Consider the following 12,107-nt stretch of genomic DNA (forward strand, 5'->3'; position numbering starts at 1 on the left):
TGAGCTCAAATACATACAGCCGGGCAAACCTTCCCAGAATGGTTTAATGGAACGACTTAACAAGACCTTACGCGTTGAATGCCTTGATCTGAACTGGTTCCAATCTCTAGTGGAACTGAACGAGCGCATACAAGAATGGTCGGTAGTTTACAATCAGGTACGGCCACACAGCAGCATTGGATACAAATCACCCGTAAATCACGAGAAATCAAAACAGAATTTCTACTTTAGAGTGGTAGCGGCCTAGGGGAAGCGTACAATGGCATCTATACTCCTGATGAAGTGGTCCATTTAGCAGAGGCAACAATTCAGGAAGTAAACGATCCTTATGACCTTCCTTCCTACGGCGATTTCCCGGTAGCGGATATGGTCACGGATCATCACCTTGAAGAAGAGATGACTAATGACTCCTGGCTCGTAAGGTGGGGCAGGTTGAAAGACAGTATTGGCTACATCCAGGTCAAAGCCATGTGGCTATTTGCGGACCTTGACCTTTCCAAAGAACAAATCGCTCAAAACGGCTTAGTGAACACCTACAACGATGCGCTGTCCAAGCTAAGTGATGCGGACCAAATAGCCGCTGAAGTAGCCGGCATCGCCAAAATCATGGATCGTGTTATGGCGGATTTGATGGGCATGTCCTCCGTTGTCATCGACGTTCGGTTTAATGGAGGCGGGCAAGACCTCGTAGGTTTGGAGATACTGAAACGCTTTAATGCGGAGCGTAGACAAGTGGCGACAAAAGAAGCCCAAGCTCAGGTGGGGCACACCAAAGCCTATCCGTTATTTATGGAGGCATCCCCCACACCCTTTACAAAGCCCGTGTACTTGCTTACCTCTCAGCAGTCCGCAAGTGCTGCCGATTTAATGGCGCTCAGCTCTGTCGAACTTCCCAACCTCAGGCGGATTGGTTCGCGAACGAGCGGCGCCATCTCAGACGCTTTGCCCAAGCAGTTGCCCAATGGATGGGGTTTTTCCCTTTCCAACGAAGTTTACCTGGACAAAGAGGGCAAATGCTACGAGAACATTGGCGTACCCGTTGATTACGAATTAAGCTACCCAGCGGATCGGCAGAACTTTTTCCGGAGCGTTGTATCAGACTTGGAAAATGATAAACGGCAGATTTTAATGGCCATTGACGACATGTGATGAGCTTCAACGCTGGCACGATATCAGGCAAAATGATTTGATGTAGCGAAACCCACCGATTACTTCGTCACAACCGCCGCGTCCAGGGCTGCTTTAACCCGGTTGAAAAGCGCCTCATCATTGGTAGATAAGTTGATCGCAAAAAACTCATGGTCATTAAGAGGTGCTTCGTAATATAGCACCCTGAAAGGAGCGAGTCCAACCCCTACTATGGGCTGGAAATCAACCAGCAGCTCGATTTTCTCAAATTCAAGGTCACCCAGGGTAATCATTTCAACTTGTTCATTTACGGACTCGACAACATCAGTTGCTTTGGCGTAGTGTTGTTTCATGAAATCCGTCCGGGCCCGGCGGGCATCAAGGTAGTTCCCATGAAGGCTAACGTCATGATTACTGACGAAGGCAAGCAGATTGGTATCATCACCTTCCTTAAGCTGCAATATTGAAGTGTAGCTAGCTTTTTTGTCTACTGGCCGAGTACTGGTTTCGTCAATCACCCTATTACCCCTGGCGGTCAAATCCTCCATTTCTTTCTCCGTAATAGAAGGAAAAACGGTCGGTAAGTCTAGCTGAAAGGTGTATTCTTCATTGAGCGACTTGACAATGCTCATTTGATCGGATGGCTCGCATCCAAAAAACAAGAACCCGATAAGTAACATTAAAAAAAAGCGTGGCATTGATCTGAATTATTTTCTGCAAGGTAAAAAAATCCATACAGAAAGGTACCAGTGAGGCATTGCTCCTTTATCCGTTCAGTGCACCCGCGTTCTCGCCCCATACCAGTCTTGAGCACCAGAGGTTAAAATGTTTTTTGCCAGTCGGGCCACTGCGAGGGTCGCCCCTACTGGCCAGGGTTCGTAAAGGCCGCGTTCGCTACGCGAACACAAAATCACTCTGATAACCGAGGCAACGATAGTGTTTAGGCCGACACGAATCTCAGAAATTAAGAAAGTGGTGACAAATACCCGATGAATAAAAGTAACTTCTATAGCGTCTCGTTTCCACCTGGCACTTCCGTCAACTCAGGACTGACTGGCGCCGAATCTTTATGTATCCAAGCCGGAAACTCATAGTATTTGACCTCCGGTGCTTCGACATTTGAGAAGTCAATCATGGCACATCCATGGTTGTACCATTGATGACTTTGCCCCAGCCACTTTACCGAAGATGTTCCTACCTTAATAACGGGAGTTTTATAATGGAACTCAGTATTCTGCCTATCCGGCTTATAAGGATCTTCTCCAGTGGATTCTTCAAAACCACTATTCCCGACAAGACGCCCTTTAGCTAAGCCAAGGGTTCCTTCTGCAAAAATACCAAGTGAATGTTCGTGCCCCCAGAACCAGGCTGGAATGGAGTTAAAGTAAGGGCTGAACTCATTGTATAAATGATCATTCCTAAAGGTACTTCCTCCAATTTTTTTTGCATTGATCTTACTACTGACAGAGTACAACTGGTGATGAGAAAGAAGGATAGTTTTGCCACCGAATGTGGCCAATTTATTCTTGTGCCACTCGACTTCTGAATCGTTGAGCTTCGGACCAATGGTAGGCATAGGGGTCGGAAGCGAGTTGAAGCCTGTGTCCATTCCAAGGAATTGCCATTTTTGATCTTCCGTCCTCAGGCAAAAGTAGCTTGCTTCCTGATAAGTAGATGATGGAAGGCCTGCCTTACTATTCACAGCTAAAACGTGCTTGTAAAACCCTTGTCCGCCTGACATGTATTCATGATTACCAGGAAGCGAAAAAAGTGGTACGCTCTTGCCCACCCTTTTATAGACCTCCAGAAATACATCTAGTATTTCAGTTTTGCATTCATGCTCAGTTCCAGAGTAATAAACATCTCCGAGGTGAAGAATACAATCAGGTGCTAAGGTGGTCATGATACTTTCTAACATTGCCACAGCATCTGGCAGGCCCGTACCGTAATCTCCTATAATTACAACTTTGGCATTCGCAGGTAATTTGTATGCAATAAGCCCATAGTTGACATCCCCCTTCCCCTGCTTCTTCCAATCATTATATTGCTGATGTTTAGTACTACCTCCAAACCCGTGATGCAAATAGTAATTCAAGATGGCAGCTGCCCAGAATTCATAAGTGAAATCACTAAATGGAAAACCTACTATCGATAAAGGGGTTCGCTTTTTAATCTCGTCAACAGTCATCTTCTTGACAGCCCCACTGCTATTAAGCAAGTTATCGTTAGCATGTAAAAAGAACTCCTGCGAAAGAAAGGACTGAATTTCTGGATCTTTATCGATGTCTTTTGCTGACCTGCCGTCTAATGAGGCTTTATCTAAAGCAGCTACTACATCATCATTGTTGTGCGCATTGACATGAAGATTAGCGCCCAACATCATTGGGTGAAATTTCACCTTACCGTCAGTATAGTGGATGGAAGACTCCTCTTTGGCAAGTAAGTCATGGACAGTTTTTTGTACGGCTGATTGCCACTTAGCATGAGGGACACTACTGCTACGGGTGAAAGGTACTAAAGAGGGCATGTTTTTGTTTTTAGAAGTTTCTATTTATCATTTCTTTTTGCTCAATGGAAAGGCCAATGAAATTGTATTGGATGCCTGTAAGGAAGTTACAACCCATCCATGAAATCTTTTCTAACCAAGCCCAGACACCGGACAGGCTCCTGCCTCAGGAATCTCGCTTTGCACTGGTGGCTCAGGGATGGTGTAAGGCCGCTTAAAAAGGCCAGGCTCTCGACCGAACGTAGACAGTGTAGCGCTAAAGAAAGCCGGCCTCACCCGCCGTTTTAACCGCTAAGCATTAATGTCCAACAAAACCTAACACCAAAAATGCTAATGCAGCAAGATCAAGTAAAAACACCTGATCTTTTAGGGGTTATTAGCCGTAAATCTGTGCGCTTAGCATCTTATACGCTAGTCAGAAAAGCCATACTTATAACCGTTCACCGATAAGGTTGAAAGCCTTTACCGCTTCAAAACTCGAGGTAATATTCAGGTAGTCCCCTTTAAACATGGTCCAAATCATGACGTCTCTCTTTTCACCGAACGGGTCAAGGTTTATTCAATCAAAAGTGTTACGGTCAATCTTGATGTTCTTAATTTGCCTTTCCAAGTTGTAGACTAATACGTAGTCCCTCGATTTTAGCACTTCGCTTGGTTGAATATTCAACGACTGCCAAATTACTTCAGGTAAATCAGCGGCTTCAACATCTCATAACTGCGCTGCGTCAATTGGGTATAAAACGCCTCCGTAAAGGCAGAGCTGCCGTGGTCCTCCAGGAACTTCTTTTGTTCCGGAGAAAGCCCGACAGGATTAGTATCGATACTTCCCGGATAAGGATTGGCCGGGGTGCGGTCCAGTGGAGGACAGAACTCAACGGAAATGGCGCCATCGTAGCCAACTTCTTTAAGGACACCTATGATGGCCGGCCAGTCGAGGCTGCCCATACCGGGCGCCATGCGGTTGTTGTCGGCGACATGGAAGCCGTGGAGGCGGTCTGCGCAGCGCCGCAGCGCTGCGGCCCAGTCGGCTTCTTCGAGGTTCATGTGAAAGATGTCGAGGCAAACGCCGCAATTAGGCCCGGTGGCTTCTGCGAGGGCATAGGCCTGGTCAGCGCGATTAATGAAGTAGGTCTCGAAGCGGTTGATGGGTTCTATGCCTAATAAGACTCCGGCCTTTTCGGCGTGAGCGTAGATCTCCTGCATGCCAGCCACGGCGAGTTTCCATTCGTCTTCAGGCCGGCCATCCGGAACGATCTTACCGACGGTACCCGGGACCACGCTCACCATATGGCCATCCAACTCTTTAACCATGTCCACCAGGCTTTTAACGTAGGCGACGGAGTTAGCCCTTTCCTCCGCGTTTCCTGACATCAGGTTCAGCCCGTCTTCCATCAGCGTCACGCTGCCCCAACATTTCAATCCGTGGTCCTTCAGCTGTTGCCTGACGACCTTGGTGTCGTACAACTGTGGTGCGCCCATGATCTCAATGGAATCGTAGCCGATGCCGGCGATGCGTTTCAGGGTGGTTTCGAGCGACTCGGCCCGCATCCAGTTATGGATAGAAAGGTGCATAAGTAAAGCTTTAAGTTTCTTTGCCCTAATATATGCCGTTCAAGTGAGAATCCCCTACTCACTTCACTTGATGATGTCGATGGTAAATTGCCCAACTCCTCATAGCAGCCTCAACGTGGAGGCCCTTAACTGAACAAGTTGGGCAAATCTCAGCCTCGATTTTATGGAGCTCCGCTTAATTATTTACCCCTTCCGTCTTAGACGCCCCGAAGTATAAAACAATCGCCAGGCCCGTTATCACTGCCAATCTCAACAAACTTAACTTCTCCCAAAGTGCGCCCCTACTTCTTAGGGATTCATCAATGGCCGTTGTGTACTCCGTAGTAGTTATATCGATTAACTCAGGGACGAAATACAGGAAAGTAGTCACCATCACAACTATATAGCCAATGAATACGATCAGTATAGTTTTTCGCCTGGCTGATTTCCAGAAAAGTATTAATGTCGTAATGAAAAGCAACAGCGTGACCGGATGGATTTTCGTCCAAAATGCTCCTGAGTTCAATCCGTATTCCCCTTGAAACATTGAAAGAGAAAGAGGTGGTGCAGCATAGGCTCTGGGCCATACAGCCAAGTGTTCATATACGGCGGCACCAACGATAATTGAAAACGACAGACATGTCAAGGCGTAGATCAAATCTTTAATGGTAATCATCATATTCTATTTTAGATAAATGTTGGGTAATACGTCAGTTATTCCACGGTAGCAACACGGGGAACATTATCACTCACCGGCAGCTTTTGCAGAAATGCCCAGATAGCGGCCAGTTCTTCATCGGTCAGTCCGGCGTACCGCGGCATAGCATCGCTCAGTACCTGGCCATCCGGGCGTTGCCCACTACGAACCGCAAGGCTAAAATCCCGTAAGGACCAGCCACCAAGTCCATGTTCCGGGTGCGGGGTTAGGTTAGCGGACGGTACCAGGTTTCCTTTCATATCCGATAAAGGATTTCCACCTTCATAATATCCCTCGGAGAGCGATGGCACAGCGTCGTTATTGGAGGTAAAGGAGGCCGAATGACACTTGAAACAGTCAAACAGTGCATTGGCGAGGTATTCGCCGTGGGCCGGTAAGTCGATCAATGGTGGAGCAACTACTGGTTCCCGGGGCATTTCCGCTGGCTTGAAAGCTAAGCGCAACAATGCTTTGGCTAAAAAGCCAGGCTTAAGTCGCGGCCATTGCTGGTCCACCGGTTCCACCATCGGGTTATCTGAGCGAAGAAAGGCGATGATGGCACCTATATCTTCATCCGACACCTTATTCAGTCGGGGCATAATAGGAATAAGTTGAGAACCATCAGGACGCAAACCAGTTCGCAGCAAATGAACCAATTCCTGATCCGAATACCGCCCCACGCCGGTAGTTGGATGATTAGTAATGTTAGCGGAATACAGTTCTCCGAAATCATCTTCTGGAAACCGTTGTCCGGCCAATTTACCATCATCATTGAGGTGGCAATCGACACAGGCCATCGACACGAGTTTCTCGCCCCTGATTAATGTATTGGTATCGTTGTAAAGGATGGAAACAGTATCCGGGATATCCACCGGGAAAGTGGGGACCGGAGCCGTTAGATTATAAACTGCGGCTACGCCGAGAAACAGCAGCAGTGTTCCCAGCACCAGGGCCAGGTATTTGAGTATACGTCGCATTTCAGATGGAATTGATGAGGATTCCCCCTGCCGGATGAATTACAAAATCCAGACAGGAGGATTTGTCCCATTTTGAATAAGGACCGGAAGCTCCTAATTGGGCTTCCAGTATGTTTCAGGAGTAGGTAGCTAACCTACTCTTCGGGCATAGACTGCACCGTCGTAACCTGAAAAAGTTCCAATTTCCAGCCGCTATCTGAGCGGCGCACTACACCACTTGCCACTTGAGTGAAACGATCTACTTCCTGACCGGCCTTTGTCTGAACGGTTTCAACTTTTAATTGAACGATGGCCAGGTTATCTTCCAGGTACCGAACTGACGACGAAAGAAAAGTGGGCTCGCTGGAAATACCTTTCCAGTACTGAGTAAATAATGGTACGTGAGAAGCGTGGATGGCTTCGGGAGATTGCATCACCTCACCCATTGGGTTGACCAATACACCTTCACTGGCGTAAGCGTTAGAATAAGCTTTGCCGTTGTAGTCGAAGAAGTCCCTAACGGACTGCTTCACCATAAGTAATGCGGGGTCCTCCATTTGGGCCAGCAGACTGGCGGGGATAAATAGAGAGAGGAGAAGAATAAGATAAAAGAGATTTTTCATTGCGGTATGGGTTTTGTGCATGAAAGGAATACTGCAAAATTGGAGCAGAATTCCACCGGCATCAATCCCACACTAGTGGTACAGACGAAAGAAGTGGAGGTAATTGCATCACCCTTTTGTGGGAGATGATGGTTTGAGTGACGTTATTTATTGGCCCTCCCGATCTGCCTGAGGCCGAAAAGTTGCTCTGCTCAGGCTCCTTACGGGAATGGAGGAGCTGTGCTATAGCATTATTCATTTGCAACGAGGCGGTCGCCTACCCCTTCGAATGGAAGGCGTAGTTCGACAAATGTCCCCTCCTCCCCCCTGATCAGAACTGAGCCACCTAATTGATCCATTCGCTTGTGCATATTACGCATGCCGTTCCCCCGCCCATTGATTTCCTCCGGTGCGATGCCTTTCCCATTATCACGCACACTGGCAGTCAGGGTATTGTCCTGCAAAGCCACCCTAACCCAAACCATACTGGCGTCACTGTGCTTCATTACATTGTGGAGACTTTCCTTAATGACCAGGAAAACGTTCCTGCGCTGCGTACCGGTTAATGTAAGGTTGGGGACCTGATCAGGTACGGAAAGTTCATAGTCTATCCCGGTTCCATCCAGAAAGTCATGTAAATAATGTCGCAGGTAACTGACCAGGCTGGCCAGGCTGTCGTTCCCAGTATTTAATGCCCACACGATTTCTCCCATCTTTCTTTGCAGTTGCCGGGAGGAGTCTGCGATTTTATTAAGTGATCCGGCTTTTGCAGGTTCCTGGTTGACCAGCAGGTCGCTCAATAAGGCAATTTTTGACAGCCCGGCGCCGAAGTCATCGTGAAGGTCTTCAGCGATACGGAGGCGTTCCGTTTGTTCCCCTTCCATTCTTGCCCGCAGGGCAACCAGGTCACGCTCGCTTTTAAGCCGTAAAATCTCCCGCTTCTGGAGTTCCGCCGCCTGTTGGCCGATTTCCTGGCGCTGCCGGCTGTTACGACGGAGTAAGTACAATAGACTGATCAATACCAGTACGCCAACAGATAGTGCCCCTAAAACCAGGTTACGTTGACGTAACCTGAGGTCCTGAAGCTCATTCTCGGTTTCAAGCGCAGCGATCCGGTTTTCCCGAACGGTAGTCTGGTACCGCACGTTCAGTGCTGCCACCTGGTTCCGGGAATTCTGATCAAAAACCGAATCCTGAAGGGCAGTGTGTAACTGCCAATACTGATTAGCTTTTTGAAAGCGTCCGTCTTTTTCTTCCAGCTCAGCCAATAAGCCTAGATCGTCCATTTCGTTTTGCCTGATGCCATTACTCCGGGCAATGGAGAGCGCCTCCAATAATAAAATTCTCCCTTCAGTGATATGGTTAGCCGCTAATTGAGCTTTGCCAACTTCACTCAAACCTTCCACCAGGTAGTAAGGATCTCCCATCTCCCGGGCCCGAGCTACCCCTGCTTGAAAATAGGCAATGGCCTGAGCAAAATCACCCTGCCGGTAGTAGTAGTCCCCAAGGTTACTGTTGGACACCGCCAAACTAATATCGTCTCCGGTTTTCTCCGATATTTCCAGGGCTCGCTGCAATGCGGGTAATGCCTCCTCATACCGTTCCAGCTCCATCAGTGAAAGCCCGTATTTTTGATAGGCGTCAGCAATCATGACGGAATCCTGGGTTAGCGAGGTGATTTGGAGCATCCGTTCGGCCAACCCTAACGATTGTTTGTACTCTCTTAGTTTTGTCAGTAAGGTGTGGACATTTCCCAATGTAAAAGCGAGCAATACGGACTCACCAACGAATTCAAATATTTCCGCAGCTTCCAGGTAATACGGTATCGCGAGTTCTGACGCAGATTGGAAATTATAGGCGTTACCTATATTAACCAACGCTTTCCCCATGTCGATCGAATCTTTATTGTCCCGAAACACCTCGTATGCCCGCTGATTGTTTTCAATTCCTTCTGCATAATGCCCAAGGACATTATTGAGGTAGCCGAGATATATCCAGCTTTTCCCCAAACCATATGGATAGTCAATTGCTATGGCCAGCTCCCTGGCCTGGTGATAGTACCGTGCGGCTCGTTCGGGTTGCGTTTGATAGAAGAGGTCTCCTATCTCCAAGAGGTACATTACCTTATTGGAGTCTACCGGCATTTCCGCTAACCGCCGCAGCATTGTCGAAGTATCCGTTTGAGCAAAGCAGCCAGCTCCGGTTAAACAGAGTATCGCTATCAGGATCAGTCGCATAATGTTCGGCATTTGAACACGTGAATTCACTTGCGGGGAAAGGCCTTATTTAATGCTTCCGTCCGATTTTGCACGTGTAGTTTCTGGTAGATATGGGTGATGTGTCGTTTTACGGTGTCTATCCCAATATTCAGGTGCCGGGCAATTTCCTTATAGAGGTAACCTTCAGCTAACTGGTCAAGGACTTCCCGCTCCCTCGGCGTCAGCCCCGCAGCGGCTAATGCCGCTGATTCTGCATCGCTACCCGGCGAGCCGGAAGACTTGAATGCCTGTACAATCCGGCGGGCGATTTGGGGACTCATCGGCGCACCACCGTGGAACAACTCTTCAATATGTTTCAATAATTGGGCTGGGCTACTTCGCTTAAGAACGTATCCGTCAGCTCCTGCGCGAAGAGCATCAAATACGTGATCATCGTCAGCATAAACGGTAAACATCAGAATTAACAGCTCCGGCCTCCTTTTCTTAAAAATTGAAGCGGCCTCTACTCCGTTCATGCCCGGCAGGTGAATGTCCAGGATGAGTACGTCAATTTGATCCAGCAATAATTTCGATAACCCTTCTTCAACACTACAACAGGCCGTAAGACACTCGTACCCATCTGTCCCGTTTATCAGCAACCGGAGTGCAGGACGGATATCATGATCATCCTCAATTATCGCCGTACGAATTTTACTCATCGAGTGGAATTTCTAGCTCAATCCAATTCGGTTGACTCAACCGCTCATAAGCCTGTTATGTCACCTACTAATATAGGGTACATGTTTCCACTTCTAAAATAAAAGTAGTAAAAACAGATAAACCGGCCTTGAGAACGCGATGGTATGAGGCCTTATTTACCCCAGACTGCCTCCATTAAAAACATACCGCCGGTCCACCTTCCTCCCAGCCAGCAGGTCTAGTGCATTGTTCACGGTGAGCACACACATCTGATTGTAAGTACGAGCCGTCAGGCTTGCCGAGTGGGGTGTGATCAGGACGTTGGGATGTGCGACTAACCCGGAGTCTTTAGACGGTGGCTCGGTCGTCAGCACGTCGGAGGCGTAGCCGCCGATACGGCCCGATTGCAGACCTACCAACAGGGAGTTTTCGTCAATAATCTCCCCACGGGCGGTATTAATTATGAGGGCACCGGGCTTGGTTTGGTAGAGCGCCGTAGCGTCAAGCAACTGGCGCGTAGTAGCGTTGAGTGGCAAGTGAATGGTCAGAATATCCGATTCAGCGAGTAATGCATCCAGGTTCCGGGCCATTGCTCCATCATCCTTTGCCTGCACCTGCGGGTGCGCCAAATGAAGCACTATCATACCAAACGCCCTGGCCAGTAACTCCACCTTTCTCCCGATGTTGCCATAGCCAAGGATGCCGAGGGTTTTACCCCTGATCTCATCACCGTCATAGCTATTTCGAAAGGCCCAGTCCCCGGCCTTTACGGCCGACACCGAAGCGAAAGTCTGCCGCTGCAAACTCAGCATCAGCCCCAGGGTATGCTCGGCTACTGTGTCCGCGTTGCTGCCCGGCGCATTGATGACCCGCACGCCCCTTCGCGTAGCATGGGCAACGTCCACATTGTCTAACCCAACGCCACAACGGGCAATCACCCGCAATTCAGGGCATTGATCAATCAAAGCCGCAGACACATCGCCCTTCCCCCGGGTGATGATGGCGTGAATAGGTTCTTTCGTGGCTATTACACCACCCGCATCGGGCGCCTTAGCCATAAAAACAGTGCCCTTTCCCCGCAGGATAGCATCTGCTTCAAAAGAGATCGTTTCGAGTAAAAGGATATTTGTTGGTGCATCCATCTTTTACGTGGTTATTCTCCCGTGTACAAGGTGGCATTTTCGGCCTTGTATCCACGGAAATCGTTTCTACCGGAGACGTACAATCCCGGCTTAAAAAGTTCGTCGGTGAAGATAGCAGGATCGATCTTATCCTTGTCCCTTGGGTGCGAGGTAATCTCCACCAGATTACCGGAAGGATCGCGGACAAACATCTGCATCGCCCCATCCGGTAATTGGCGGACATAGCCCCAGGGAGCTACGTCAATTATGTCCAGTTCCTTCATCCGTTTGAACGTGGCGTTGAAGTTGTCGATTTGGATGCAAATGTGGCCGCGAAAAGACTGTTCGTCTTTCCATTCAGACAGGTGCAATTGCTGGCCATTCGCGAACTTAAAAAATGCCGTCGGGTAATCGAAGACAAAGGCGGCCACCGGCTCTAGTCCAAATTCTTCTTCGTAGAACTTTGCTGCGGGCTCTAATTCCTGGACGATTAGGGTTACGTGATTGATTTCTGCCATGGGTAGTCAAGTTGTTGGGTTGTCAAGTTATCGGAAGTCGCTGCGCTCCGGTTGCAGTTGTTGCAGGGTCGCTGCGCTCCGGTTGCAGTTGTTGCAGGGTCACTACGCTCCGGTTGCAGTTGTTGCAGGGT

General features: G+C 48.6%; 12 protein-coding genes and 1 pseudogene. 2 read left to right on the forward strand and 11 right to left on the reverse strand.

Features of this window, described 5'->3' with window-relative positions:
- Together B036_RS30695 and B036_RS0123155 are read left to right on the forward strand one after the other, a co-directional pair.
- On the forward strand, positions 1-247 hold a 247-nt coding region (locus tag B036_RS30695; RefSeq protein WP_020567698.1), incomplete at its 5' end, for an integrase core domain-containing protein.
- Positions 248-282: 35 nt separating this feature from the next.
- On the forward strand, positions 283-1,149 hold the full coding sequence (locus tag B036_RS0123155; protein ID WP_020571131.1) for a S41 family peptidase: 867 nt from the start codon (positions 283-285) through the stop codon (positions 1,147-1,149).
- A gap of 59 nt (positions 1,150-1,208) precedes the next feature.
- Here B036_RS0123155 and B036_RS0123160 read toward each other — a convergent pair whose 3' ends face one another.
- From B036_RS0123160 to B036_RS0123215, 11 genes and pseudogenes are all read right to left on the reverse strand, one after another.
- Positions 1,209-1,760 carry a hypothetical protein gene (locus B036_RS0123160; protein WP_044103638.1) on the reverse strand — a complete coding sequence of 184 codons (552 nt, stop codon included), beginning with the start codon at positions 1,758-1,760 and terminating at the stop codon, positions 1,209-1,211.
- Positions 1,761-2,134: 374 nt separating this feature from the next.
- A complete protein-coding gene (locus B036_RS32560) occupies positions 2,135-3,655 on the reverse strand; it encodes a metallophosphoesterase family protein (RefSeq protein ID WP_052333994.1) in 1,521 nt (506 codons plus the stop codon).
- Between the two features lie 541 nt (positions 3,656-4,196).
- Positions 4,197-4,337, reverse strand: a pseudogene (locus tag B036_RS34650) (isomerase); the annotation flags it as partial.
- Positions 4,313-5,206 carry a sugar phosphate isomerase/epimerase family protein gene (locus tag B036_RS0123180; protein WP_026232275.1) on the reverse strand — a complete coding sequence of 298 codons (894 nt, stop codon included), beginning with the start codon at positions 5,204-5,206 and terminating at the stop codon, positions 4,313-4,315. The pseudogene B036_RS34650 and the gene B036_RS0123180, both read right to left, overlap by 25 nt.
- Before the next feature lie 175 nt (positions 5,207-5,381).
- A complete protein-coding gene (locus B036_RS0123185; RefSeq protein WP_020571137.1) occupies positions 5,382-5,864 on the reverse strand; it encodes a hypothetical protein in 483 nt (160 codons plus the stop codon).
- A 35-nt stretch (positions 5,865-5,899) separates the two neighbouring features.
- Positions 5,900-6,859 carry a cytochrome c gene (locus B036_RS0123190; protein WP_020571138.1) on the reverse strand — a complete coding sequence of 320 codons (960 nt, stop codon included), beginning with the start codon at positions 6,857-6,859 and terminating at the stop codon, positions 5,900-5,902.
- A gap of 134 nt (positions 6,860-6,993) precedes the next feature.
- The gene (locus tag B036_RS0123195) at positions 6,994-7,461 is read right to left on the reverse strand and encodes an SgcJ/EcaC family oxidoreductase (protein WP_026232276.1); all 468 of its coding nucleotides are present in this window, start codon (positions 7,459-7,461) and stop codon (positions 6,994-6,996) included.
- 230 nt (positions 7,462-7,691) lie between these two features.
- On the reverse strand, positions 7,692-9,677 hold the full coding sequence (locus B036_RS0123200) for an ATP-binding protein (RefSeq protein WP_169435091.1): 1,986 nt from the start codon (positions 9,675-9,677) through the stop codon (positions 7,692-7,694).
- Positions 9,678-9,703: 26 nt separating this feature from the next.
- Positions 9,704-10,357, reverse strand: coding sequence for a response regulator (locus B036_RS0123205; protein WP_020571141.1), 654 nt, complete (start codon positions 10,355-10,357; stop codon positions 9,704-9,706).
- A 156-nt stretch (positions 10,358-10,513) separates the two neighbouring features.
- Positions 10,514-11,479 carry a hydroxyacid dehydrogenase gene (locus tag B036_RS30705; protein WP_020571142.1) on the reverse strand — a complete coding sequence of 322 codons (966 nt, stop codon included), beginning with the start codon at positions 11,477-11,479 and terminating at the stop codon, positions 10,514-10,516.
- Positions 11,480-11,490: 11 nt separating this feature from the next.
- Positions 11,491-11,976, reverse strand: a complete 486-nt coding sequence (locus B036_RS0123215; protein WP_020571143.1) for a VOC family protein — start codon at positions 11,974-11,976, stop codon at positions 11,491-11,493.
- Between the last annotated feature and the right edge of the window lie 131 nt (positions 11,977-12,107).

This window comes from Neolewinella persica DSM 23188 (assembly GCF_000373105.1).
Lineage (GTDB): Bacteria > Bacteroidota > Bacteroidia > Chitinophagales > Saprospiraceae > Neolewinella > Neolewinella persica.

Coding starts and splice junctions, on each gene's coding strand:
- B036_RS0123195 (WP_026232276.1), bottom strand. CDS start 7,461: ATGAAAAATCTCTTTTATCTTATTCTTCTCCTCTCTCTATTTATCCCC.
- B036_RS30705 (WP_020571142.1), bottom strand. CDS start 11,479: ATGGATGCACCAACAAATATCCTTTTACTCGAAACGATCTCTTTTGAA.
- B036_RS0123200 (WP_169435091.1), bottom strand. CDS start 9,677: ATGCGACTGATCCTGATAGCGATACTCTGTTTAACCGGAGCTGGCTGC.
- B036_RS0123185 (WP_020571137.1), bottom strand. CDS start 5,864: ATGATGATTACCATTAAAGATTTGATCTACGCCTTGACATGTCTGTCG.
- B036_RS0123205 (WP_020571141.1), bottom strand. CDS start 10,357: ATGAGTAAAATTCGTACGGCGATAATTGAGGATGATCATGATATCCGT.
- B036_RS0123215 (WP_020571143.1), bottom strand. CDS start 11,976: ATGGCAGAAATCAATCACGTAACCCTAATCGTCCAGGAATTAGAGCCC.
- B036_RS0123160 (WP_044103638.1), bottom strand. CDS start 1,760: ATGAGCATTGTCAAGTCGCTCAATGAAGAATACACCTTTCAGCTAGAC.
- B036_RS32560 (WP_052333994.1), bottom strand. CDS start 3,655: ATGCCCTCTTTAGTACCTTTCACCCGTAGCAGTAGTGTCCCTCATGCT.
- B036_RS0123180 (WP_026232275.1), bottom strand. CDS start 5,206: ATGCACCTTTCTATCCATAACTGGATGCGGGCCGAGTCGCTCGAAACC.
- B036_RS0123190 (WP_020571138.1), bottom strand. CDS start 6,859: ATGCGACGTATACTCAAATACCTGGCCCTGGTGCTGGGAACACTGCTG.